The organism is Rhodovulum strictum, assembly GCF_009649175.1.
Taxonomy (GTDB): domain Bacteria; phylum Pseudomonadota; class Alphaproteobacteria; order Rhodobacterales; family Rhodobacteraceae; genus Rhodovulum; species Rhodovulum strictum.
Map to the genome: position 1 here is coordinate 39,389 of NZ_WJPO01000014.1, position 22,569 is coordinate 61,957.

Below are 22,569 nucleotides of genomic sequence, written 5' to 3' on the forward strand. Positions count from 1 at the left end.
ACCCCAGAGCGGTTTCACTTCTGCGCCGCTTCGGCAAAGGCGGGGTTCACGTAGGCGGCGTAGTCGCCCAGCGCGCTGGCCGCGCCCTGCTGCTCCAGGAAATCCGCGGTCGCCTTGATGGCCACGGCCGTAGCGCCTCCCAGGAACGCCTCGGTCGTCTGGTCCGCGAGACCGGCGAAGACATAGCCCTTCAACAGGGCCGGCACGTCCTCGGCGCGGGCGCCGGTCAGTTCGGCGATCTTCGCGGCGGCATCGGAATCGGCCGACCAGGCGTCCGGCTCGGCCAGATAGGCATCCGTCACCTGCCCGGTGACCCTGACGAAGCCGGTCACGATCTCGGGGTGTTTCTCGGCAAAGTCCTTGCGCACGATCCAGGCATCGAAAGTCGGTCCGCCCCATTCGGCGACATTGGCGCTGTCGGCCAGCACGGTGCCGCCGGTGGTCTTGATCGCGGTCAGGACCGGATCCCAGATATAGGCGCCGTCGATGTCGCCGCGCTCCCAGGCGGCGGCGATCTCCTGCGGGCGCAGGTTCAGAAGGTTCACCTCGGACGGGGCGACGCCCCAATGGTCGAGCGCGGTCAGCAGCGAGTAATGCGCGGTCGAGACGAAGGGCGTGGCGATCTTCTTGCCCTTCAGCCCCTCGGGGCCATCCACGCCCCTGACTGCCAGCGCCTCGGCCTCGGCGATGTTGCCAACGATATAGATGGTCTCGATCGGCAATTGCTGCGAGGCCGCCGCGGTCAGAGGCGACGAACCGACATAGCCGATGTCGATGGCGCCCGCAGCGATGGCCGCGATCACGTCTGCGCCACCGCCGAACAGGCTCCAGCTCACATCTGCCCCGGTTTCCCTTTCATAGTCGCCATTGGCCTGCGCCAGGCGCGAGGGTTCGACGATCTGTTGCCAGCCGATGCGCAGATTCTGGGCGGCGGCGGGGTTGGCGGCGGCGGCCAGCAGACCGGTCAGGATCAGGGACGCGGGGATATTACGCAGGGACATGCAGGGTCTTTCCGTTTTGGGGTCTGTGACAGGCAGCACGGATGTTGCCAAATCCACGATGCATCTTGCCGGGATTTCCACGCCGGGCCATTCCCTAGTTCCGGCCGCGGCAGCAAAGCCATTCTCTTCAGGGCGCCTGCGGGGAAAATCTCTTGTTGACGTTACGGCAGCATGGCGCGCTCATCCTGCGTCTTGCGGGCGCATGTCGGCGGCGTCGATTCCCGCCACGATGACGGGTTTCTTCATCGCATCGCGTCGGAACGGCTCTCCCAGTTCCTGGTTCAGAACCACCTCGATGAAGGTGGTGGTCCCCGCCTTTTGCGCGGCCAGCGCGGCGTGCAGCGCCTCGGTCAGTTCGGCCATTGTGCGCACCTCGACGCCGTTCAGGCCGCAGGCCCGCGCGATCCCGGCATAGCTGACCGCGGGGTTCAGTTCGGTACCCACGAAATTGTCGTCATACCAGAGCGTGGTGTTCCGCTTCTCGGCTCCCCACTGGAGATTGCGGAAGATCACCATGGTGATCGCGGGCCAGTCCGGCCGACCGATTGCGGTCATCTCGTTCATCGAGATCCCGAAGGCCCCGTCGCCGGCAAAGCCCACGGCCGGCAGGTCGGGCCGGCCGATCCGCGCCCCGATGATCGCCGGCAGCCCGTAGCCGCAAGGTCCGAACAGCCCCGGGGCGAGATAGCGCCGCCCTTCGTCGAACCCGGGATAGGCGTTGCCGATGGCGCAGTTGTTGCCGATGTCGGTCGAGATGATCGCCTCGCGCGGCAGCGCAGCGGTGATCGCACGCCAAGCCATACGCGGGCTGATCATGTCGGGGTCGCGGGCACGGGCACGGGCGTTCCAGTCGGTGCCCGGATCGTCGTCCTCGTGATCGAGCCGCGCCAGTTCCTGCGCCCAGGCCGACTTGCGCCGCCCGATATCGTCCAACCGCTCGGCGCGTTCCGCCTCGCCCGCCTCGGGGGCCAGCCGTTCGAGGATCGCCTCAGTCACCCGCGCGGCATCGCCCGCGATGCCCAGGGTGACGGGACGGGTCAGCCCGATCCTGTCGGGGTTCAGATCGACCTGGATCACCGCCGCGTTCCGCGGCCAATAATCGATGCCATAGCCCGGCAGGGTCGAGAACGGATTGAGCCGTGTGCCCAGCGCCAGCACCACATCGGCCCGGGCGATCAGTTCCATAGCCGCGCGCGAGCCGTTATAGCCAAGCGGCCCCACCCCCAGCGGGTGGCCCGCCGGAAAGGCATCATTGTGCTGATAGCCGCAGGCCACCGGCGCCCCCAGCCGTTCCGCCAGGCGGACCGTCGCCGGGATCGCACCGGCGAGCACCACGCCCGCCCCGTTCAGGATCACCGGGAACCGTGCCGCCGACAGCAGGTCGGCCGCCCGCGCGATCGCCGCAGCGTCGCCCGAGGGTCGGGCGATTTCGACCGGTTCGGGCAGGACGATATCGATCACCTGGGTCCAGAAGTCGCGTGGCACGTTGATCTGCGCGGGGGCGCTGGCGCGCCGGGCCTTGAGGATCACGCGGTTCAGCACTTCGGCGATGCGGGCGGGGTCGCGCACCTCTTCCTGATAGGCGACCATGTCGCGGAAGACCGCCATCTGCTCGACTTCCTGGAAACCGCCCTGCCCGATGGTACGGTTCGCCGCCTGCGGCGTGACCAGCAGGAGCGGCGTGTGGTTCCAATAGGCGGTCTTGACCGGCGTGACGAAATTCGTGATGCCGGGGCCGTTCTGGGCCACCAGCATCGCCATCCTGCCCGTGGTGCGGGTATATCCATCCGCGATGATCCCGGCATTGCCCTCGTGCGCGCAGTCCCAGAACCGGATCCCTGCCTTTGGGAACAGGTCGGAAATCGGCATCATGGCCGATCCAATGATGCCGAAGGCATGTTCGATGCCGTGGCGCTGCAGCACCTTTACAAAGGCCTCTTCGGTGGTCATTCGCATGGTGTTGTCCTTGTGTCTGCAGTGCCGAAGACGTGCGCAAGGCTGCGGTCGATCACGTCGGCGATCCGGTCGATGTCATCGGCCGTTGCGATCAGCGCCGGGGCAAGGCAGAGCGTGTTGTTGAATCCCGCAATCGCGCGGGTCGTGGCGCCCAAGATAACCCCCCGGGCCAGCGCCTCGGCCACCACCTGCTGGACGGCGGCTTCGGGGGCGGGAGTGCGGAGCCCCCGGTCGGAGACCAGTTCGATCCCGACCAGCAGCCCCTTGCCGCGCACCTCGCCGATGGCGGTGTGACGGGCCTGAAGCGCACGCAGGTTGTCAAGCAGCCGCGCCCCCATCCGTGCGGCGTTCTCCACCAGCCCTTCGTCCTCGATGATCCGCAACACCTCCAGTGCCGCGGCAGGCCCCGCGGTGCAGCCGCCGAAGGTCGAGATGTCGCGGAACTGGCCAAGCGGGTCATTCGGGTCGTCCTTGAACAGATCGAACACCGCTTCGGTCGTGACTGTGCAGGCGACGGCGGCATAGCCCGAGGCCACACCCTTGGCGAGGGTCACGAAATCGGGTTTCACGCCGTAATGCTGATAGCCGAACCATGCCCCGGTGCGCCCTAGCCCGCAGACCACCTCGTCGATGTGCAGCAGGATGTCATGGCGACGACAGATGTCCTGCACCAGCGGCCAGTAGCCCTCGGGCGGGACGATCACTCCGCCCCCGGCGGTGATCGGTTCGAGGCACAACAGCCCGATGGTATCGGGCCCCTCGCGCAGGATCACCTCTTCGATTGCGCGGGCTGCGCGCGCGCCATAATCGCCCTCCGGCCACTGGCGGCGGTATTCCAAGCAATGCGGCACCTCGACGAAGCCCGGCGTCAGCGGTCCGAACTGCGCCGCGCGCTGGGGCTGGCCGCCGGCCGACAGTGCGGCGATGGTGGTGCCGTGGTAGTCGCGCGCGCGGTAGAGGATGCGGGACTTGCGCCCGCCACGGTGACGATGCGCGATCTGGCGCACCATCTTGAAGACCTTCTCGTTCGCCTCGGAACCCGAATTGGAATAGTAGACCCGCGACAGCCCGGGCATCTTCGAGACGAGCCGCGCGGCATAGAGCGCGGCGGGAACCGTTCCGGCGGTTCCGGCGAAATAGGGCAGGCGCACCAGCTGGTCGTGGATCGCCTGGGCGATACTGGCGCGCCCGTAGCCGAGGTTGACCGTCCAGACCCCGCCCGAAGTGGCGTCGAGGAATTCACGCCCCGGCGCATCGCGCAGCCGCAGTCCCTGCCCCTCGACGAAGACCAGGGGATCGGTGGTCTCGAAGCGGCGGTGCTGGGTCAGATGGTGCCAGACATGGGCGCGGTCAGCGGTGATGGCCGGATGATCGGACAGGGTCACGGGTATTCCTGCATTGTCGGACAGAGGTGACTGTTGCGCATGCCCGGTTTGCGCCGCCGGCGGGGGCATGACCTCCCCGCCGACGAACAAGACAAGGCCTGGTCCGGGCGGATCAGGCCCTGGTGCCCCAGATGTCTTCGGCAATCGCCGCGTACCAGGCCGCCCCGAACTGCGCCTCCCGGCGGCGGAAATCGGGGCTTGCCTCGGCCGGGCTGACGCCGCCCGAGCCCTCGATGGCCACGATCTCGTCATTGGCGACCGCATAGACCCCGGCGACCGAGATGCCGTAATCTGGACCGATCAGGCTGTAGCAGGTGTTGGCCCAGGATGGGTTCGGCGCGCTTTCCCCGGCAAGCTCGGCCGCGATCGCAGCGGCGACCACCTTGCCCTGCGCGTTGGCGCAGAACCCCGACTTGGGCATCGGGGCCGCAATGGTGGCATCGCCCACGACATGGATGTCGGCCACGGTCCGGCTTTCAAAGGTCCGGGGCTTGACCGGCACCCAGCCCGCCTCGTTGGTGACGCGGGCCCGCTCTGCGATCACGCCGGCCCGCTGGGGCGGCACGACGTTCAGCACGCCCGCCTTGTGGACGTCGCCGAATTCGGTCTCGACCTCCAGCGTCCGCGGATCGACCCGCACCACGCGACCGCCGCCCGACAAGCCGACCCATTCGATCAGATCGCCATAAAGCGCCGTCCAGCCGGCCTGGAACAGGCCCTGCTTGGAGAACGCATCCTTGGCGTCGAGCACCAGGATCTTGGAGCGCGGCTTGTGCGTCTTGAGATAGTGCGCGATCATCGACACCCGTTCGTAGGGCCCAGGCGGGCAGCGGAACGGATCGGCGGGCGCCGACAGGACGAACACGCCGCCATCCTCCAGCGCCTCGAGCTGCGCCTTGAGCAGCCGGGTCTGCGGACCGGCCTTCCAGGCATGCGGCGCAAGTTCGGCGGCGGCTTCGTCATAACCCTCGAGTGCCCCGAAATTGACGTCGACGCCCGGCGCCAGCACCAGCTTGTCGTAGGACAGCACGTCGCCGCTCTCCAGGGTGACGGTATGGGCCACGCCGTCCACATCCTGCGCCCGGGCGCGGACATGGGTCACGCCCAGGCTGCCGGTCAGATCGTCATAGCCGTGACCGATCGACTCGAACTCGCGCAGGCCGCCGAGATAGAGGTTGGAAAAGGGGCAGGTGTAGAACCGGTCAACCGGCTCGACCAGGGTCACGTCGATGGCGGGGTTGCGACGCTTGAGGTAGCGCGCCGCGGTCGCGCCGCCGAAGCCGCCGCCCACGATCACCACTCGACCCGCGCTCTCCGAGGCGCGCAGGATCGAGGGCATGGAAAGCGCCGGCGTCGCCAGGGCCGCCGCGCCAAGGGATTTCAGGATGGAACGTCTGGAAACCATTATCGGGCCCTCACTTGCCGATTTCGGAGAAGTGGCGAGCCAGCGCATCGAGCTCGGCATCGCTGTAGCCCTTTGCGAGGCGGTTCATCACGGTGGTATCGGGAATGCTGTCGGCCTTGAACGCCTGAAGCAGCGCCAGTTGCGCGACATAGGGCTTGCCGGCGATGCCGGGAATGGCGCCGCGCGAATGGCCGTCGGGGCCATGGCAGTTCGCGCAGACACCGGCCAGAACCGAGATATCCTCGGCCGTCAGGTGCTGCCCGCTTGCCGTACCGGCCGCCCCGATCAGCGCGAGAGCTGCCAGGGCATTGGGGACAACGTTCTTTCGTCTCATCGTCGGTCTCCGTTGGTCTTGAAGGATGTTCGCGTCGTTCTCGATTGGCCGCCTCCGGCAGGGGGCCTTGTCCGAATGGCCGGGTTCAGAGAAACAGGGACCGGCACCTGCGGGCCGCCCCGATCCTGCTGGTCAGGATCGCCTTTGCCGAATTGCACGGCTCCCCGTCAGGGGCGGCGGCATCGGGTTGTCCGCCCAGGTATGGCGGGGAGCGTTGAGCGTCGAGGATGATCGCGACCTCGCCCGGCGCGAACCGGGCGAAGGCCGGATCCGGGACCAGAACGATGCCGGTGTCCCGCGCCAGACCCTCCGAAAGCCAGACGAGCACAATTCTGGGGCTGGCGAGGCGCAGCCGCAGACCTGCCCCGGCCCAGCGGTCAAGTTGCAGTTCCCTTGCGGCGGAATCGGGAACTGCACGGGTCGGCCAGAGCAGCAGCCTGGCAAGACGGATGCTGCAACCCACCGCATCGCCCTCACGCTGATATGAACTCCCGCACGAAGGGGGTCTTGGGGCGGGCTCGGATGTCGTCGGGGCGGCCCACCTGTTCGATGCGGCCCATCGACATGACGACGATCAGATCGGCCAGTTCCATCGCCTCTTCCTGGTCATGGGTGACGAAGACCGTGGTCAGACCGGTGGTGTCGTGGATGTCGCGCAGCCCCTGGCGGAGTTCCTTGCGCACCCGGGCGTCCAGCGCGCCGAAGGGCTCGTCCAGCAGCAGCATCCGCGGTTCGATCGCCAGCGCCCGGGCAAGCGCCACGCGCTGGCGCTGGCCGCCCGAAAGCTGGCTGGGATAGCGCGCGCCGATATCCGGCAGCTTGATCAGGTCCAGCAGTCTGGTCACGCGCCGGGCGATCTCGGGGCCGGCGGGCCGGGTCTTGCGCGGGCGGGCGCGCAGGCCGTAGGCGATGTTGTCGAACACCGTCATGTGGCGGAACAGGGCGTAGGACTGGAAGACAAAGCCCGCACGGCGTTCCTGCACCGTCAGGCCCGTGGCGTCGGCGCCGTCGAACAGCACCCGGCCGGCCGAAGGGAACTCCAACCCTCCGAGGATGCGCAGCAGCGTGGTCTTGCCCGACCCCGAGGGGCCAAGCAGCGCGACCAGCGTGCCCGAGGGGATGGACAGCGACACGGGATGCAGTGCGGCGGTGGTGCCGAACGCCTTGGAAATCTCTTCGATCTCGATGTTCATCGCGCGCTCCGTCAGTGGTGGCGGTGGGTGGCGGCGAGCTGGTCGGCATAGCGCCATTCCAGGGCCGATTTCAGGGTCAGCGTGACAAGCGCCAGCAGCGCCAGGACGCTGGCCATGGTGAAGGCCGCGACCGAGAGGTATTCGTTGTAGAACATCTCGATCATCAGCGGCATCGTGGTGGTCTGGCCCCGGATCTTGCCCGAGACCACGGCGACCGCGCCGAACTCGCCCATGGCGCGGGCGTTGCAGAGGAGCACGCCGTAAAGCAGCGCCCAGCGGATGTTGGGCAGCGTGACGGTCAGGAAGGTGCGCCAGCCCGAGGCGCCAAGGGTCAGCGCCGCTTCCTCCTCGGCCCGACCCTGTTCCAGCATGACCGGGATCAGTTCGCGGGCAACGAAGGGGAAGGTGATGAACATGGTGGCCAGCACGATGCCGGGCACGGCGAAGACGACGGGAAAGCCGTTCGCCACGAGCCAGCCGCCAAGCGCCGAATTGGCCCCGAACATCAGCACGAACAGCAGCCCCGCGACCACGGGCGAGACCGAGAAGGGCAGGTCGATCAGCGTGATGACCCAGGCCTTGCCGCGCCAGTCGAACTTGGTGATCGCCCAGGCCGCGGCAATGCCGAAGGCGGCATTGAGCGGCACGCTGATCGCGGCGACGACCAGCGTCAGCCGGATCGCCGATTGCGCGTCTGGATCGCCCAGCGAGGCCAGCGCAAAGGCCCAGCCGCGCCGCAACGCCTCGTCGAAGACCGCGATCAGGGGCGCGAACAGAAGGACGGTCAGAACCGCAAGGCAGAGGCCGGTCAACGACCATTTGACCAGTGCAGGCTCTGTCGTGGCCGGGCGCCAGCGGGTGGGGGTGATGTCGGTCATGGCAGCCTCCCTCACACCGCGCCCATGCGGCGGCGGCTCCAGATCTGGATCAGGTTGATGGCCAGCAGCAGCGCGAAGGAGATCGCCAGCATCGCGATGGCGATGGCGACCGCGCCGTCATAGTCGAATTCTTCCAGCCGGATGACGATGAGAAGCGGCGCGATCTCGGTCACGTTGGGCAGGTTGCCGGCGATGAAGATGACCGAGCCGTATTCCCCGACCGACCGTGCCAGCGCCAGCGCAAAGCCGGTCAGCGCTGCGGGCGCCAGCATCGGCAGGATGACGTGGGTGATCGTACGCAGGCGGGACGCGCCCAGCGTGGCGCTGACCTCTTCGGTCTCGCGGTCGATCTCCTCGATCACCGGCTGGACGGTGCGCACCACGAAGGGCAGCCCGACGAAGATCAGCGCGATCCAGATGCCGATCTCGGTATAGGCGATGCGCAGGCCGAAATGCTCGAGCATGAAGGCGCCGAACACGCCGCGCGGGGCATAGATCGCGGTCAGCGCGATGCCGGCAACGGCCGTGGGCAGGGCAAAGGGCAGGTCCACCGCCGCATCCACGATGCGCTTGCCGGGGAAGCGGTAGCGCACCAGCACCCAGGCCAGAGCCACGCCGAAGACAAGGTTGAACAGCGAGGCCACCAGAGCGGCGCGAAAGCTGAGCTCCAGCGCGGCCCAGACCCGGGGGCGGTTGATCACCTCCCAGATGCCCGCCGCGCCGAAATCGACGAACCCGCGCCACAGCAGTACGCCCATGGGGATCAGGACCACCACCGACAGCATGCTCAGCATGATCCCGAATGAAAGCCCCCACCCCGGCATCGGGGTGGGCGCCTTGAGGCTCAGGGTCCGGGATGTCATTTCACTGGCCCTGATAGATCTGGTCGAAGATGCCGCCATCGCCGAAATGCTCGGGCTGCGCCCTGGCCCAGCCGCCGAAATAGTCGATCGACAGACGGTTCACCTCGGGGAAGCGGGCGACATCCGCGGGATCGGCGGCCGAGACATCCCAGGCGCGGTAGAAGTTGCGCAGGGCAATGGCCTGCGCCTCGGGGCTGTAGAGCTGCTCGAGATAGGCGGTGGCCAGCGCGCGGGTCGCATCATCGGCGATGTTGCCCTCGACCAGCGCCACCGGCGGCTCGGCCAGCACCGAGACCGAGGGCACCACGATGTCGAACTGGTCCTCGCCCAGTTCCTTGAGCGCCAGATAGGCCTCGTTCTCCCAGGCCAGCAGCACATCGCCCAGGCCGCGCTGCGCGAAGGTCGTGGTCGAACCGCGCGCGGCGGTGTCCAGCACCGGCACGTTGCGGTAGAGCGCGCCCACGAACTCCTGCGGATCAAGCCCGTTCTCCTGCGCATAGCCCCAGGCCGCAAGGTAGTTCCAGCGCGCACCGCCAGAGGTCTTGGGGTTGGGCGTGATGACCTCGACCCCCGGCTTCACCAGATCGTCCCAGTCCTTGAGCCCCTTGGGATTGCCCTCGCGCACAAGAAACACGATGGTCGAGGTATAGGGCGAGGCATTGTGCGGCAGGCGCGACTGCCAGTCTTCCGGCACCTTGCCGGAATTGGCCGCGATCGCGTCGATGTCGCCCGCCAGCGCCAGTGTAACCACCTGCGCGCCCAGCCCGTCGATCACCGCGCGGGCCTGCGCACCGGACCCGCCATGCGAGGCCTGGATCGTCGGGCGCGGATTGCCCTGCGCCTGCCACCACTCGGCGAACCAGGCGTTGTACTCGCGGTAAAGCTCGCGCGTCGGATCATAGCTGACATTCAGCAGCGACTGCGCCGCGGCAGGACCGGCCGCGAGCGACAGCGCCAGCGCACCGGCGGCCAGTACGGGGCGGGCGAACCCGCGCAGGGACACGAACGAAAGGATCATCTTCTGCTCCATATGATTTTCGGGGAGGGCCGGGCGTTCAGGCGCGTGCGGTCCTGAGGATATCGACGCGCGCTTCCCACAGCGCGGGATCGCGGCCCTCAAGAAGCTCGGCCACCGCCGCCCTGGGATCGCGGGTGAAGACACGCAGCACCGAGCCGTTCAGGCGCAGCGGCGCGCCGGTCCGGCGGTCCACCAGACGGATCATGCAGGTCCGGCTCCGGTCAATGATGGCTTCCCCGTGCTGGGGACGCGGTGCGTGGGCGGTATTGTCCAGCATGTCGACCTCCTGTCCGTTTACGGTGACCGGGCTGCCCTGCGGCGGCCTTTCCGATAATATCGACAGGAGAGGTAGATAATAGCAACGGAATATTCCGGGCGATTTTAGGCCCCGGCGTGGAAGATTATTCTCCGGCCGCCTCGACGCCCGCCAACAGCCGGTCAAGCCTGTCGGTCCGCTCGACCAGATCGGCCAGCGTCAGCGACTCGACCAGCAGCAGATAGGCATAGAAGACCTGCCCGAACAGCTTGCGGATCCGGCAGCTTGCCTCGTCCGTGCAATCCTCGCAGGGCTGGTAGGCCCGGCGCGACAGGCAGGACAGGGGCGCGATCGGCCCGTCCACCTCGCGCAGCAACTCGCCGATCGAGATCTGGCGCGGCGTCCGGATCAGCACATAGCCCCCGGCGCGACCGCGCTTCGAGCCCAGATAACCGGCCTTCTTCAGGTCGAGAAGGATATGTTCGAGAAAGCGTTTGGGCGTGCCCGACCGCTGCGCGATCTGCTCGATCGTCAACGCCTCGCCTGCCCCTGCGGCCTCCTCGGCAAGCTCCATCAGCGCCTTGAGGGCATATTTGGTTCTCTGGGTGATCATCGGCCATCCATAGGGGGAAAAAGCCCGATAATCAAGGTCGGCATTTCCGGACCCGGCGCGGATGGGTTGCACACATCTGTTTCTTGTCAATGACTTGGCCATACGCGATCTTAACTATAGACATTTATGGAATTGCGCCTCAGGATCGCCATGGCAGACATGGAGGACAGGATGACGGGCCTCGACCTGATCGACCGCAAGATTCTGGCAACGCTGATGGAGGACGAGACCCTGCCCGTGGCCCAGGTCGCTGATCGCGTGGGCCTGTCGCAGACGCCCTGCTGGAAACGCATCCAGCGGCTCGAGGCGACGGGGGTGATCCTGGGCCGGGTCGCCATCGTAGACCCGGTCAAGATCGGCATCGGCCTGACCGTGCTGGTCGGAATCGAGGCCCCCGACCACGCCGCGTCCTGGCGCGACGCCTTCACCCGCCTGGTCCGCGACATGCCCGAGGTGATGGATGCCTGGCGCATGGCTGGCGACATGGATTACCTGCTGCGCGTCGCCGTTCCCGACATGGAAGCCTTCGACGCCTTCTACCGACGCCTCACCGACGCCCTGCCCATCAAGAACGTCACATCCCACTTCGCAATGGAACGCATCGCCGGGCGAACCGTCTACCCGATCGACACAAGAAACCGCTGAAAAGGCGCGCCATGGAACCTGATGCTCTGAGCGGCCGCCAGTTTGGAATCTTTATCACGATAAAACAGGTAGAGTTATTGTGTGATCAGGAGAGATTCTCATGCCAGCCGATTGCCCCGCGTCGAATCGCGCCATCTTCGTCGACAAGCGCGACGCGCTGCGCGACGAGGCCCTCGCAGCCTCCGGTTGGTGGATCCTGCCGATGTCGTTCGCTTGCCTCGCCGCCTGGATAGCTTTGGCCAAATGGGCAAACGTGATCGCCAGCGCGCAATTCGGATGACCTTGTCCATGGGGCCTTGTCCCGCCTGACCGAAGCCAAGAAGGAGTACAATCATGACCCGCACTCTGATCGTTCCCGGTGTTGATGGTTCCCCTGCTGCCCATTGGCAGTCCTGGTGGCTCGGCGTCGAGCCGTCCTCCCGCCTGGTGGATCAGGCAAACTGGTCGAAACCGCAGCCCGATGACTGGGAAACCGAGATCGCCGGCGCAATCCTTCACTACCCCGACTCGATTCTTGTCGGTCACAGCCTGGGCGCCATAACGATAGCCCGCGTGTTGACGAGGTGGCCGCATCTGAAGGTGCGGGCCGCCATGCTCGTCGCACCGGCGGAACCCCGTCGCGAGGGGCGGCTCGCCGCGTTCGCGCCAATCCCCGAGCGTCCATTGCGCGTGCCCACCCTCGTGGTGGCCAGCCGGAACGATCCCTGGATGACCTTCACCCGGGCGAGTCATCTTGCCGGCGCCTGGGGCGCGGCGCTCTACGACATGGGCTTTGCCGGACACGTGAATGTCGAAAGCGGCTTCGGCCCCTGGCCGCGCGGGTTGGAACTGCGCGATGAGTTGCTCCAGACCGCCACCTTCGCCCCGCCCGCCATCCGCCTGCCCCGCGGCCGATCGATCGGCAGGAGCGTGCGATGATCGACGCCCTGCGCCCCAGGCGGCAGAACACCGTCGGCCTGGTGACCTTCGCGGCGGTCTATGTCACGCTGCTGGTTTTCGTCATCTCGCCGCAAAGCTTCACCGGAACGCTTCCCGCGACCGAAGCGGCCGCCGAAACCGCCCTCATCCCGGCGCAGCCATAGGAGGAACGGATCCTGTCCTGCTGTTTCGATCCGGGGCTCGCCCTTCTCCCGGAGGCTTCCGGGGCCGACCTCCCTGCCCTTGCGGCAGCAATGGTCGCCTTGGTCGCCGCTGCAATCTTCCTGGTCGCCGCGATCATCGGATCCTGAAAGGCGAGCCCCGAGACGGAAAGGGGCTCGCCGGAGCAAACCAGGATGGGACCGAACCGCCGAACGTGGCGACCCGGTCGAGTTGTCATCCGCGTCTCAGGCCACGGCCCGTGGCGAGCCTTCTGACCGTCGCCACGAACATGTCGACCTCGTCGCGCGTGTTGTAGAACGCAAGCGAGGGCCGCACCGTCTCTTCGAGCCCGAAGCGGCGCAGGATCGGCTGGGCGCAGTGATGCCCCGAGCGGACGGCAATACCCTCGCGGTCGAGCGCCTGTCCCACCTCCCCGGGGCTGTAGCCCGCAAGCACGAAGGACAGCACGCTGGCCTTGTCCAGCGCCGTTCCGACCAGACGCACGCCCGGAATCTGCGACAGGCATCCCGTGGCATAGCCAAGCAGATCGTGTTCGTAGCGGTGGATATTCTCCAGCCCGATCCGCTGCACGTAGTCCAGCGCCGCCGCGAGCCCGGCCGCATCTGCGATGTTGCCGGTCCCCGCCTCGAACCGCGCGGGCGGTGGCTGGAACAGCGTGCGCTCGAAGGTGACATCGGCGATCATGTTGCCCCCGCCCTGCCAGGGCGGCAGCGTCTCGGCCAGCGCGCGGCGGATGTAGACCGCGCCGATCCCCGTGGGACCGAAGACCTTGTGGCCCGAGAACACGAAGAAATCGGCGCCGATTGCCTGCACATTGACCGGCATGTGGCTGACCGACTGCGCCCCGTCCACCAGCGCCACCGCACCCACGGAATGGGCCAGCGCCACGATCTCGTGGACCGGAACCACGGTCCCGAGCGCGTTCGAGACCTGCGTCACCGCGACGATCCGCGTGCGGTCGTTCAGCAGCCGGACATATTCGTCCAGAAGCACCTGCCCGTGATCGTCCACCGGGATCACCCGCAGCCGCGCCCCCTTTTCGGCGGCAAGCTGCTGCCAGGGGACGATGTTGGCATGGTGCTCCAGGTGCGACACGACAATCTCGTCGCCTTCGCCGATATTGGCCGCGCCCCAGGTGCGCGCGACGAGGTTGATCCCCTCGGTTGCGCCGCGCACGAACACGATCTCCTCGGACGATGCGGCGCCGAGGAAGTCGCACACCGTTTCGCGCGCGTGCTCGTAGGCATCGGTGGCGCGCGCGGCCAGCGTATGCGCGGCCCTGTGGATGTTCGAGTTCTCGTGCTCGTAGAAATGCGCGAGACGCTCGATCACGCAGGCGGGCTTTTGTGTCGTCGCGGCATTGTCGAACCAGACAAGCTGCCGACCGTTCACCCGTTCCTGAAGGATCGGGAAATCGCGCCGGACAGCATGGACGTCAAGGGCCGGATGCGGCCCCGCCCCCAGCGCGGGAGCCGACGGATGGGCCGGGGCGGCCGCGAAATAGTAGGGCGCTGCGGCAGGCGTCGCCGGGCCCTGATCGAGGAAATAGAACCCGCCCCTGCCGGCCCCGGCAAAGGGGATCGCGCCGATGTCCGGCGCGGAGGGCGCCGCCGCAGGACGAGCATGGCCCGGAACCTGCGGTGCCGCGGGGGGCGGGGTCTCGGCAGCGCCGAGCGACGGCACGGCATGTCCGGGGTCCCCGCCCCCGTGCAGCGCGGCCAGGGCGGCACGCGCCAGCGCGTCAAGCGTGCCCTCATCCGCTGCGCCCGTGGGCGACTTGCCCGCACCGCCCGGGGCCAGGCCTGCCCCGGGACGCGCCACGGCCGCGGGGCCGGTCGCGCCGGGATGCGAGGCGAGGGCCCGCCGGGCAAGCCCGGCAATGGTCTCCGCTTGCGGAACGCTTGCCGAGGGTGCGCCAGGCAGAACCGCCACCGGCTCGCCGGGCAGTGCGGTGAAGAACTCCCGCGCCAGCGCCGTCAGCGTGGCGATATCGGGCAGTCCCGCCGGAACCGTTCCGGGGGGGTTATCTGTAGGTGTCGGGGTAGTCATGATACTTGCCCACCTCGACATCCGTGAGAACCGCAAGCGCGTCCGGCGACTGCACCACCAGCGAGCAATAGAGGCTGATCAGGTAAGACGCGATCGCGTTCCGGTCGATCCCCATGAAGCGCACCGACAGTCCCGGGCTCTGCTCGCCCTCAAGCCCCGGCTGGAACAGTCCGATGACGCCCTGACGCTTTTCGCCCACGCGCAGCAGCAGGATCGAGGTCTTGCCGTCCGAAAGCGGCACCTTGTCCGAGGGGACGATCGGCAGGCCGCGCCAGGTCAGGAATTGCGCGCCGAACAGGCTGACGGTTGCGGGGGGCACGCCGCGGCGGGTGCATTCGCGGCCGAAGGCGGCGATGGCCAGCGGATGGGCAAGGAAGAAGGCCGGCTCCTTCCATACTTTTGTGATCAATTCGTCCAGATCGTCGGGCGTGGGCGCGCCGGTCAGTGTCGCGATCTCCTGCGATGGCGCGACATTGGCCAGCAGACCGTAATCGGGGTTGTTGATAAGTTCGCTTTCCTGCCGCTCCTTGACCGTCTCGATGGTCAGGCGCAGCTGTTCCTTCACCTGGTCGAAGGGGCTGGAATAGAGGTCGCTGATCCGTGTATGCACGTCAAGCACGGTGGACACCGAGTTCAGGAAATACTCGCGCGGCTGCTCGTCGTAATCGACAAAGGTCTGCGGCAGCACGGATTCGTCGCGCTGACCGCAGGCAACATGGACGTCCTGCGGGTTCCGGACCGTGTTCAGACGGTAGATGCCCGCCTCGACTGGCACCCATTGCAGCAGGTGCACCAGCCAGCGCGGGGTGATGGTGGGCAGGATCGGCGCGGTCTTGGTTGCGTTCGCTAGCTGCCGGGCGGCGTTGTCGCCAAGCGCGAGCTGTGCAGTTTCCGTCATGTCAGAGGCTCCAGTTGGGCGCGAAGGAACGGGCCGGTTCTCCGGCCCGCGGAACAGGGTCGCAGGGCGTGCAAGGGTCGATCATCGGCCTGACCCGGCCTGTGCCGGGCGCACTGCACCTTGCGCGATCGAGTGGGTATAGTGGGTTGCGGGCGGGACATCCTCGGTCAGCCAGACATTGCCGCCGATCACCGCGCCCCTGCCGATGGTGACCCGGCCCAGGATCGTCGCCCCGGCATAGATCACTACGTCGTCCTCGACGATGGGGTGGCGCGGCTGGCCCTTTATCACACGGCCGTTGCTGTCGACGGGGAAGCTCTTGGCGCCCAGGGTCACCGCCTGGAACAGCCGCACATTGTCACCGATCAGCGCGGTTTCCCCGATCACGACACCGGTGCCGTGGTCGATGAAGAAATTGCGCCCGATTGTGGCGCCCGGGTGGATGTCGATGCCGGTTTCGCGGTGGGCCGCTTCGGACACCATACGGGCCAGAAGCGGTACCCCGAGTACATAGAGACGGTGCGCGATCCGGTGGTGGATCATCGCGCGCAGCCCCGGATAGCACAACAGAACCTCGTCGACGCTCTGGGCGGCCGGGTCGGCATGATAGGCCGCCACCACGTCGCCATCAAGCAGAGAGCGGATGTCCGGCAGGGTCAGGGCAAAGTCGCGCACGATGGAATGGGCCTGCGCGACAACCTCGGCGCGCCGCAGCGCATCGACCTCTTCCAGACGCCCGCACAGTTCCAGCCTGACCTGCCCCTCGAGATCGTGCAGCACGGTGTCGAGCGTGTGGCCCACATAGAGGTCCTCGCTTTCCTGGCGAAGGTCGAGCGGCCCCAGGCGCATGGGAAACAGCGCCCCGCGCAACCCCTCCACGATGCGGTCCACGGCCTCGAGTGCAGGCATCTCGCGCCCGCCCGGCTCGAACGAGCGGTGATGGGCCTGCCGCCAGCGGCGCCGCGCCTCGGCAAGCTCCTCGAGCACGCGATCAAGGCCGAACCCCTCGTCGGCCGGACGATCAGGTGCGCCCGCCGCAATATCCAGCGTCATGCGGGGACACCCGAGGCGTCGAACACGCCTTCGAACAGCACCGAACTGAGATAGCGCTCGCCCGAGTCCGGAAGCACCACGACGATGGTCTTGCCCGCATGCTCGGGCCGTTGCGCCAACCGCAAGGCCGCCGCAACGGCCGCACCGCCGGAGATGCCCGACAGGATACCCTCGTCGCGCGCCAGCCGCAGCGCGGTGACCACCGCCTCGTCGTTCGAGACCTGCTCGACCGCATCGACCAGCGACAGGTCCAGAACATCCGGAACGAAGCCAGCCCCGATGCCCTGGATCTTGTGCGGCCCAGGCTGCACCGGCTGGCCCTCGATGGTCTGGGTGATCACCGGGCTGTCGACGGGTTCGACAGCTACCGACAGGATCTTGTGGCCCTGCGTGCCCTTGATGAAGCGCGAGATGCCCGTGATCGTGCCGCCGGTGCCCACGCCCGACACCAGGATGTCGATCTCGCCGCCGGTATCCTCCCAGATTTCGGGGCCGGTGGTGCGTTCATGTATGGCCGGGTTGGCGGGGTTCTTGAACTGTTGCAGCAGGACGTATTTCGGGTCCGACGCGGCGATCTCCTCGGCAGCGGCGATCGCGCCCTTCATGCCCTTGGCGCCCTCGGTCAGCACCAGCCTTGCGCCATAGGCGAGCAACAATTTGCGCCGCTCAAGGCTCATGGTTTCGGGCATGGTCAGGGTGATCGGGATGCCGCGGGCCGCCGCCACGAAGGCAAGCGCGATACCGGTATTGCCCGAAGTGGGCTCGATCAATTCCTTGCCGGGTCCGAGCAGGCCCTTTTCCTCGGCGTCCCAGATCATCGCGGCACCGATCCGGCATTTCACGGAATAGGCGGGATTGCGGCCTTCGATCTTGGCCAGCACGGTCGCGCCGGCGCCGCTGGCGATCGCGTTCAGACGCACAAGGGGCGTATGCCCGATCGACAACGAGTTGTCGGTATAGATTTTCGTCATTTCGATTTCCGGTCTGTGGGCATTTTCAGTCCTGAAGCCAGGGCAGGCCGCGTTGGCGCCAGCCGTTCAGTGCGCCGCGATGACCGTCCACGTCCAGGTCGCCCTCGAACCCTTCGGTGACGTTGAAGACATTGCCGAACCCGGCCCTGGAGGCCACCGCCGCGGCGTCCGCCGACCGCTTGCCGGACCGGCAGATCAGCAGCACCACCGCATCGCGTGCGGCCGTCGCCTCAAACTCCCGCAGGAACCGAGGGTTGCGGGTCAGGGTCGTGCCCGTCGCCCAGGCGACGTTCGACGATCCGGGCACATGGCCGACAAACTTGAACTCCTCGCGCGACCGGACGTCGATCAGTTGCGCCTCGCCCGCCTGGACCAGCGCCCAGGCAAGGTCCGGGGATACCTCTCCAGCATAAGGCAATCGCGCATCGCGCGCCCGGCGGCGGACCTCTTCCAACTCCGCGAGAGCGGTCAGGGACTTGGAAAGTGCATTCATGTCACACGACTCCTTGGGTCTGAACCCGTGTCCGGCAGAGCGATCACCCTCGCGATACGCAACCGCTAACACGCTGTTATCGAAGGACCACAGCTTTCCAGCTGCGAGAAGATGGAAAGAAAACCGCTTCTGCGATGCACGCAAATTCGGTAGAACGGGCTTCTCCCGCCGCGGCGGCGCGACAAGAATATTCCCCGGCAGTCCAGAGAACCCGTCCGGACCGTCTGCCGCGAATCAAGGCGGCGCGCCCACCGGATCCGCCTCAGCGCGACAGCATCTCGACGAAGGCGCGGATCCGCGTGAGCAACTGACCCGAGGGCGGCCCCACCTGGAACGATCCCTCAAGCGCGATCGTGGGAATGCCCAGCCTCTGGAAATGGGTCGACTGGATCTCCCGGTGGATGCCGGCAAACGAGCAGCCGACATAGCCATAGAACAGGATGCCGCGCGCCTGAAAGGGGGCAATGGTCTCCTCGATCCGCTTCAGATGCCGGACAGGGGTGCCGATCATCGTGCGCCCGGTGATGATGTAATCGGCATAGGCCTGCAATGGCGGAAGATCCTCGCGATAGCCGCGTGTCCACTCGTCGGGCGTGTGCCAGGCGGTCACGGCGCCGCCGGAATCGTCGATGGTCTTGTAGACGCCGAACTCCTGCCCGCGGCCGCCGGACCAGACCAGTCGTACCAGGTTCTCCGGATAGGGCCGGATGTGGTCGGGGCGTTCAAGTTCCTCGAGCAGCCCGTCCAACACCTCTTCATAGGCGTCGGGCTTGCCGAAATAGGTGCCCGTCCCGATCAGCAGGTACATCGTGGCGAGGCTGCGGATGTAAAGCGGGTTCTCGACGCGCAGATGCAGGATGCGGCGCATCTTTGCTAGGATGCGGTTGTAGCGCAGCAGTTCGACCGACAGGCGGGTCTCGTCCACGGGCCGACCGTGAAGCCAGATCGCCAGGTCGCGCAATTCGCTTTCGATGAAGTCCTGTATGATGCGCAGGCGCCCCGCCTCGTCCTCGGTATTGGGGCGGTTCGCCCCCTCGACGCGGAACACGTCCACGCCCTCGGCGCGCAACAACTCCCAGGCGATGTTCAGCGGCTCGCACATCATGTTGTAGGTGGCCAGCCGCTTCACCGTGCGGTCGGCGCGCAGAAAGAACTCACCCAGAACGGCGCCGACCATGGAACAGGACTCCTTGGGAAGCTGGAAATAGTCCTCGGCCACCGTCATCGCATCCGAGGACCCGAGCCGCCCGACCTCGTTGATCGATATCGGAACCGTGTCGCAGGCATAGTAGAGCGGCGACCAGAGCCCACCGCACATCCAGGCGGCGGGCTGGCGACCAGCGCGATGGTTTGCCTCGGCGTCCTCGATATAGGACAGCACGAGGTCGAAGAGCTTCTGCACCGCCGGGGAATAGGCGTGATCGGCCCGGGTCTCGGCCAGATAGGCCAACTGGCTTTCCAGCCCCTCGCCGGTGCGGGCCTTCTTGGCGGTGTCAAGACGCGCGAGCTCCGCAAGGTTCAGCCCGTCGTCCCGCAATGCAATGGTCTCGGATGCCATGAAAATCTCCTTTGGCACGGGGTCAGGCTTCGGCCCTCTCGGCCAGAACCTCGATGAACGCCTCGACCCTCGTCTTGATCTGGCCGATATCCCCGTGGGAATAGTCGGTTCCGAGTTCCAGCACCGGGATGCCGGCGTCCTGGAACTTCCTGATGAACAGGTTCTTGGTCAGACCATAGCAGGGGCAGAATTTGAGATAGGTGTAGAGCACCGCATCAACCTGGTATTCCTGCGCCAGCGCCAGCGAGATCTCCACCCGCCGTTCCAGCGGGAACTGCCGGGCGCAGGGCGTCTGGTCGAGATAGCCATCGGCCAACGCCGTCCAGGGGTCGCCATCCTCGCGCAGGGTGTGGCGAAAGGGGCCAAGACCGGTGCAGTGATCCTCGACCACGATGCGCGCCCCGATCTCCTGTTCGACCAGGTCAAGGATACGCCGGTCGCCATCGGCCACCACGCCGCCGCACATCATCAGCCGCAGGCTCCGCGAGCCGGTCTGCGGCGCCGCCGAAAGCCGTTCCAGAACCTCCTGGTAAAGCGGCTCCAGCTCCTCGGGCTCAAGATAGAAGAACGCGCGCGTGATCTCCAGGAATTCCCCGCCGGACAGCGCCGGGACGTCGCGCTTGCGCAATTCCGATATCTGGCGGATCAGCCCCCGCACCCGGTTGAAGAGCCGGATCTGGCCGGACAGATCCTCGTTGCGGATCACGGTTCCGGTCAGCTTTTCCAGTTCGTCGCGGAAGGCCAGGATCTCTTGCCGGAAAAAGGCGCGCGAACTGGCGCGGTCCGCATTGCGCGGGACAATGAACCCGCGGGCGGGCTTGTAGAAATTGTCGATCGCCTGCGTCGTCGCCCGCATCGAGTCACAGGTGTAGAAGGTAAAGACCTTGTCGATCGCCGCACTCACCGGATGACCGGTGGCGAAATGGCCCAGAACGCTCTTGGTGAAGTCGCAGAATACCGATTTCGTGATCTGCTCGCCGCGCGAGACCTCTTCGGTGTCGCCGCATTTGAACAGGCGCAGATGTGCCGCGCCCGAGGCGTTGAGAAGTTCGAGCGGCGTGTAGTTGCAAAGGTAGCCGACCTTCCTGACGTCGGTCCTCTCAACGAATTCCTGTTGCACCGCCTCGATCCGGGCGGAAATCGCGCCGAAATCGTAGGACCCGGGCGTATCGGCCCGGCGCAGCGTGCGTCTGGCCTCGACCAGGTGCTTCTGCGCGTAGATCGCGGCACCGAGCGCGCCGGCATAGATCATGTCAAGCCGCGTGGTCGTGATCGGAAAGCCGATCAGCGTCTCGAGCGCGAGTTTCATGCCGACATTGTTCGACACCCCGCCCGTGAAGACCAGGTCCGGCTCCAGCGGCACCTTGCTGACAAGGGTGCGCACCCGGCGGGCCGATGCGAAATGGATCCCCGCGGCGATGTCCTCGCGCGGGACGCCGCGCGCCCGCAACGAGATCACCTCGGATTCCGCAAAGACCGTGCACTGGCTCGACACGTCCGGCCGGGTCTCGGCCAGAAGCGATGCGGGCCCCATCTCGGCGATGGTGAAATCCAGAAGCCCCGCCGCCTTTTCCAGAAACCGGCCGGTGCCTGCCGCGCATTTGTCGTTCATCAGGAACTTGATGACCTTGCCGGTCGCGGGATCGACCTGGATGGCCTTGGAGTCCTGCCCGCCGATATCGATGATGGTGCGGGTTCCGGAATTCAGGACATGAGCCCCCATCGCGTGACACGAGATCTCGGTCACGATGTCGGTCTGCACGCCCGCGAACTCGACGGCGATGCGACCATAGCCGGTGGCCACCGCATGCTCTATCGCGTCGAACTCGACGCCCGAGGCGACCAGCACATCCTCGAGCAGTTCGTTCGCCGTGTCCTGCATGAAGACACCGGTGGCGACCTGCGCCGTATAAAGGCGGTCCCCATGGATCAGAACCGCCTTGCCCCCACGGGAGCCGATGTCGATGCCCAGCACCGTGGCACCAGTCAGTTCGCCGAGAAGTTCCAGGTCAATCACATCCGTCAGCTTGATGGCCTTCGCACTCACAGCGCAGATCCCTCGTAAAAGCGTTGCGCGATGACGGCGGCACCGAGCGCCCCCGCATAGGTCGTGTCGAGCTTGGTGGCCGAGATCGGCGCACCGATCACATCCTCCAGCGCGCGCTTCATGCCCTTGTTGTTCGAGACGCCCCCCGAAAAGACGATCTCCGGATCGAGCCCCACCCGGCGCACGAGGTTGCGCACCCGCCGCGCCGAAGCATAGTGGATGCCCGCAGCGATCGCCTCGCGCTGCACACCGCGAACCTTGAGCGAAATCACCTCGGATTCCGCGAAGACCACGCATTGGCTCGATATGTCCGCCGCTGCCTCGGCTTCCAGCGCCCGGTCGCCCAGTTCGTCCAGGCGGTAGTCCAGCAGTTCCGCGATCTTTTCTAGGAAACGCCCGGTCCCGGCGGCGCATTTGTCGTTCATCACGAACTCGCGCACGCGGCCATTGTCGGGATCGACGCGGATCGCCTTGGAATCCTGCCCGCCGATGTCGATGATGGTTCGGGTGCCGGCGTTCAGGAAATGCGCACCCATCGCGTGGCACGAGATCTCGGTCACCACCTCGGTCCGGATGTCGTCGTAGTCGAGCGCGATGCGCCCGTAGCCGGTGCCGACGATGAAGGCCAGATCGGAACGGTCCACCCCCGAAAGACGCAGGAGCCGTGCCAGCAGCCGGTCCGCCGTCTCCTGCGAGTCGATGCCGCTTGCGGTGATGGCGGTATGCACGGCGCGGTCGTTCACAAGAACGGCCTTCGCCTGCCGCGAACCGATGTCAATGCCGACGGCAGTGACGGATTTCAGGTCGGACAGCTTCTCGTTCGCGATCACATCGGCAGCGTTCATCCTCAGA

At 66.6% G+C, this 22,569-nt stretch carries 24 protein-coding genes; 4 read left to right on the forward strand and 20 right to left on the reverse strand.

Going from position 1 to position 22,569, the window contains the following annotated elements; all coding sequences use genetic code 11:
• Nucleotides 1-14: 14 nt before the first annotated feature.
• From tauA to GH815_RS10280, 12 genes are all read right to left on the reverse strand, one after another.
• Nucleotides 15-1,001, reverse strand: a complete 987-nt coding sequence (gene tauA / locus GH815_RS10230; RefSeq protein WP_153748676.1) for a taurine ABC transporter substrate-binding protein — start codon at nt 999-1,001, stop codon at nt 15-17.
• 180 nt (nt 1,002-1,181) lie between these two features.
• Nucleotides 1,182-2,957, reverse strand: coding sequence for a sulfoacetaldehyde acetyltransferase (gene xsc, locus GH815_RS10235; RefSeq protein ID WP_153748677.1), 1,776 nt, complete (start codon nt 2,955-2,957; stop codon nt 1,182-1,184).
• Nucleotides 2,948-4,342 carry an aminotransferase family protein gene (locus tag GH815_RS10240; RefSeq protein ID WP_343030787.1) on the reverse strand — a complete coding sequence of 465 codons (1,395 nt, stop codon included), beginning with the start codon at nt 4,340-4,342 and terminating at the stop codon, nt 2,948-2,950. Before GH815_RS10240 ends, xsc begins: the two co-directional genes overlap by 10 nt.
• Nucleotides 4,343-4,454: 112 nt before the next feature.
• Entirely contained in the window at nt 4,455-5,747 is a 1,293-nt protein-coding gene (locus tag GH815_RS10245) for an NAD(P)/FAD-dependent oxidoreductase (RefSeq protein ID WP_211365064.1), read from the reverse strand.
• Nucleotides 5,748-5,757: 10 nt separating this feature from the next.
• Nucleotides 5,758-6,081: a c-type cytochrome gene (locus GH815_RS10250; protein WP_153748680.1), complete on the reverse strand. Its 324-nt coding sequence runs from the start codon at nt 6,079-6,081 to the stop codon at nt 5,758-5,760.
• 85 nt (nt 6,082-6,166) lie between these two features.
• Entirely contained in the window at nt 6,167-6,544 is a 378-nt protein-coding gene (locus GH815_RS18855) for a hypothetical protein (RefSeq protein ID WP_170290331.1), read from the reverse strand.
• Nucleotides 6,545-6,554: 10 nt separating this feature from the next.
• On the reverse strand, nt 6,555-7,274 hold the full coding sequence (locus GH815_RS10255; protein ID WP_170290332.1) for a sulfate/molybdate ABC transporter ATP-binding protein: 720 nt from the start codon (nt 7,272-7,274) through the stop codon (nt 6,555-6,557).
• Nucleotides 7,275-7,285: 11 nt separating this feature from the next.
• The gene (gene cysW / locus GH815_RS10260; protein WP_153748682.1) at nt 7,286-8,152 is read right to left on the reverse strand and encodes a sulfate ABC transporter permease subunit CysW; all 867 of its coding nucleotides are present in this window, start codon (nt 8,150-8,152) and stop codon (nt 7,286-7,288) included.
• A gap of 11 nt (nt 8,153-8,163) precedes the next feature.
• Nucleotides 8,164-9,015, reverse strand: coding sequence for a sulfate ABC transporter permease subunit CysT (gene cysT / locus GH815_RS10265; RefSeq protein ID WP_153748683.1), 852 nt, complete (start codon nt 9,013-9,015; stop codon nt 8,164-8,166).
• 1 nt (nt 9,016) lies between these two features.
• Nucleotides 9,017-10,033 carry a sulfate ABC transporter substrate-binding protein gene (locus GH815_RS10270; protein WP_153748684.1) on the reverse strand — a complete coding sequence of 339 codons (1,017 nt, stop codon included), beginning with the start codon at nt 10,031-10,033 and terminating at the stop codon, nt 9,017-9,019.
• Between the two features lie 37 nt (nt 10,034-10,070).
• A complete protein-coding gene (locus GH815_RS10275) occupies nt 10,071-10,310 on the reverse strand; it encodes a hypothetical protein (RefSeq protein WP_153748685.1) in 240 nt (79 codons plus the stop codon).
• Nucleotides 10,311-10,434: 124 nt separating this feature from the next.
• Nucleotides 10,435-10,902, reverse strand: coding sequence for an RrF2 family transcriptional regulator (locus GH815_RS10280; RefSeq protein ID WP_153748686.1), 468 nt, complete (start codon nt 10,900-10,902; stop codon nt 10,435-10,437).
• Between the two features lie 171 nt (nt 10,903-11,073).
• On the opposite strand from GH815_RS10280, the gene GH815_RS10285 reads away from it, so the two are divergent.
• The 4 genes from GH815_RS10285 (at nt 11,074) to GH815_RS10300 (ending at nt 12,629) form a co-directional block, all read left to right on the forward strand.
• A complete protein-coding gene (locus GH815_RS10285; RefSeq protein WP_153748687.1) occupies nt 11,074-11,547 on the forward strand; it encodes an Lrp/AsnC family transcriptional regulator in 474 nt (157 codons plus the stop codon).
• Nucleotides 11,548-11,647: 100 nt separating this feature from the next.
• On the forward strand, nt 11,648-11,827 hold the full coding sequence (locus tag GH815_RS10290) for a hypothetical protein (protein WP_153748688.1): 180 nt from the start codon (nt 11,648-11,650) through the stop codon (nt 11,825-11,827).
• 53 nt (nt 11,828-11,880) lie between these two features.
• The gene (locus GH815_RS10295; RefSeq protein WP_153748689.1) at nt 11,881-12,465 is read left to right on the forward strand and encodes an RBBP9/YdeN family alpha/beta hydrolase; all 585 of its coding nucleotides are present in this window, start codon (nt 11,881-11,883) and stop codon (nt 12,463-12,465) included.
• Complete coding sequence (locus GH815_RS10300; RefSeq protein WP_153748690.1) at nt 12,462-12,629, forward strand: hypothetical protein; 168 nt, start codon at nt 12,462-12,464, stop codon at nt 12,627-12,629. The genes GH815_RS10295 and GH815_RS10300 overlap by 4 nt, the downstream gene beginning before the upstream one ends.
• A 232-nt stretch (nt 12,630-12,861) precedes the next feature.
• Here the strand turns inward: GH815_RS10300 and GH815_RS10305 are convergent, their stop codons facing one another.
• From GH815_RS10305 to GH815_RS10340, 8 genes are all read right to left on the reverse strand, one after another.
• Nucleotides 12,862-14,697, reverse strand: coding sequence for a family 2A encapsulin nanocompartment cargo protein cysteine desulfurase (locus GH815_RS10305; RefSeq protein ID WP_153748691.1), 1,836 nt, complete (start codon nt 14,695-14,697; stop codon nt 12,862-12,864).
• On the reverse strand, nt 14,672-15,595 hold the full coding sequence (locus GH815_RS10310) for a family 2A encapsulin nanocompartment shell protein (RefSeq protein WP_153748692.1): 924 nt from the start codon (nt 15,593-15,595) through the stop codon (nt 14,672-14,674). Before GH815_RS10310 ends, GH815_RS10305 begins: the two co-directional genes overlap by 26 nt.
• A gap of 81 nt (nt 15,596-15,676) precedes the next feature.
• On the reverse strand, nt 15,677-16,648 hold the full coding sequence (epsC, locus tag GH815_RS10315) for a serine O-acetyltransferase EpsC (RefSeq protein WP_153748693.1): 972 nt from the start codon (nt 16,646-16,648) through the stop codon (nt 15,677-15,679).
• Nucleotides 16,645-17,619, reverse strand: coding sequence for a cysteine synthase A (cysK, locus tag GH815_RS10320; RefSeq protein ID WP_153748694.1), 975 nt, complete (start codon nt 17,617-17,619; stop codon nt 16,645-16,647). Before cysK ends, epsC begins: the two co-directional genes overlap by 4 nt.
• Nucleotides 17,620-17,644: 25 nt before the next feature.
• On the reverse strand, nt 17,645-18,112 hold the full coding sequence (locus tag GH815_RS10325; protein WP_153748695.1) for a rhodanese-like domain-containing protein: 468 nt from the start codon (nt 18,110-18,112) through the stop codon (nt 17,645-17,647).
• Nucleotides 18,113-18,374: 262 nt separating this feature from the next.
• Nucleotides 18,375-19,670 carry a 2-hydroxyacyl-CoA dehydratase family protein gene (locus tag GH815_RS10330; protein ID WP_153748696.1) on the reverse strand — a complete coding sequence of 432 codons (1,296 nt, stop codon included), beginning with the start codon at nt 19,668-19,670 and terminating at the stop codon, nt 18,375-18,377.
• Between the two features lie 22 nt (nt 19,671-19,692).
• Nucleotides 19,693-21,717, reverse strand: coding sequence for a 2-hydroxyacyl-CoA dehydratase (locus GH815_RS10335; protein ID WP_211365065.1), 2,025 nt, complete (start codon nt 21,715-21,717; stop codon nt 19,693-19,695).
• Nucleotides 21,714-22,562, reverse strand: coding sequence for an acyl-CoA dehydratase activase (locus GH815_RS10340; RefSeq protein WP_153748697.1), 849 nt, complete (start codon nt 22,560-22,562; stop codon nt 21,714-21,716). The genes GH815_RS10335 and GH815_RS10340 overlap by 4 nt, the downstream gene beginning before the upstream one ends.
• Between the last annotated feature and the right edge of the window lie 7 nt (nt 22,563-22,569).

Excerpts from the sequence above, each read along its gene's own strand:
- tauA (WP_153748676.1), bottom strand. The coding sequence starts at position 1,001 with ATGTCCCTGCGTAATATCCCCGCGTCCCTGATCCTGACCGGTCTGCTG.
- xsc (WP_153748677.1), bottom strand. The coding sequence starts at position 2,957 with ATGCGAATGACCACCGAAGAGGCCTTTGTAAAGGTGCTGCAGCGCCAC.
- GH815_RS10245 (WP_211365064.1), bottom strand. The coding sequence starts at position 5,747 with ATGGTTTCCAGACGTTCCATCCTGAAATCCCTTGGCGCGGCGGCCCTG.
- GH815_RS10250 (WP_153748680.1), bottom strand. The coding sequence starts at position 6,081 with ATGAGACGAAAGAACGTTGTCCCCAATGCCCTGGCAGCTCTCGCGCTG.
- GH815_RS10255 (WP_170290332.1), bottom strand. The coding sequence starts at position 7,274 with ATGAACATCGAGATCGAAGAGATTTCCAAGGCGTTCGGCACCACCGCC.
- cysW (WP_153748682.1), bottom strand. The coding sequence starts at position 8,152 with ATGACCGACATCACCCCCACCCGCTGGCGCCCGGCCACGACAGAGCCT.
- cysT (WP_153748683.1), bottom strand. The coding sequence starts at position 9,015 with ATGACATCCCGGACCCTGAGCCTCAAGGCGCCCACCCCGATGCCGGGG.
- GH815_RS10270 (WP_153748684.1), bottom strand. The coding sequence starts at position 10,033 with ATGATCCTTTCGTTCGTGTCCCTGCGCGGGTTCGCCCGCCCCGTACTG.
- GH815_RS10275 (WP_153748685.1), bottom strand. The coding sequence starts at position 10,310 with ATGCTGGACAATACCGCCCACGCACCGCGTCCCCAGCACGGGGAAGCC.
- GH815_RS10280 (WP_153748686.1), bottom strand. The coding sequence starts at position 10,902 with ATGATCACCCAGAGAACCAAATATGCCCTCAAGGCGCTGATGGAGCTT.
- GH815_RS10285 (WP_153748687.1), top strand. The coding sequence starts at position 11,074 with ATGACGGGCCTCGACCTGATCGACCGCAAGATTCTGGCAACGCTGATG.
- GH815_RS10290 (WP_153748688.1), top strand. The coding sequence starts at position 11,648 with ATGCCAGCCGATTGCCCCGCGTCGAATCGCGCCATCTTCGTCGACAAG.
- GH815_RS10295 (WP_153748689.1), top strand. The coding sequence starts at position 11,881 with ATGACCCGCACTCTGATCGTTCCCGGTGTTGATGGTTCCCCTGCTGCC.
- GH815_RS10300 (WP_153748690.1), top strand. The coding sequence starts at position 12,462 with ATGATCGACGCCCTGCGCCCCAGGCGGCAGAACACCGTCGGCCTGGTG.
- GH815_RS10305 (WP_153748691.1), bottom strand. The coding sequence starts at position 14,697 with ATGACTACCCCGACACCTACAGATAACCCCCCCGGAACGGTTCCGGCG.
- GH815_RS10310 (WP_153748692.1), bottom strand. The coding sequence starts at position 15,595 with ATGACGGAAACTGCACAGCTCGCGCTTGGCGACAACGCCGCCCGGCAG.
- epsC (WP_153748693.1), bottom strand. The coding sequence starts at position 16,648 with ATGACGCTGGATATTGCGGCGGGCGCACCTGATCGTCCGGCCGACGAG.
- cysK (WP_153748694.1), bottom strand. The coding sequence starts at position 17,619 with ATGACGAAAATCTATACCGACAACTCGTTGTCGATCGGGCATACGCCC.
- GH815_RS10325 (WP_153748695.1), bottom strand. The coding sequence starts at position 18,112 with ATGAATGCACTTTCCAAGTCCCTGACCGCTCTCGCGGAGTTGGAAGAG.
- GH815_RS10330 (WP_153748696.1), bottom strand. The coding sequence starts at position 19,670 with ATGGCATCCGAGACCATTGCATTGCGGGACGACGGGCTGAACCTTGCG.
- GH815_RS10340 (WP_153748697.1), bottom strand. The coding sequence starts at position 22,562 with ATGAACGCTGCCGATGTGATCGCGAACGAGAAGCTGTCCGACCTGAAA.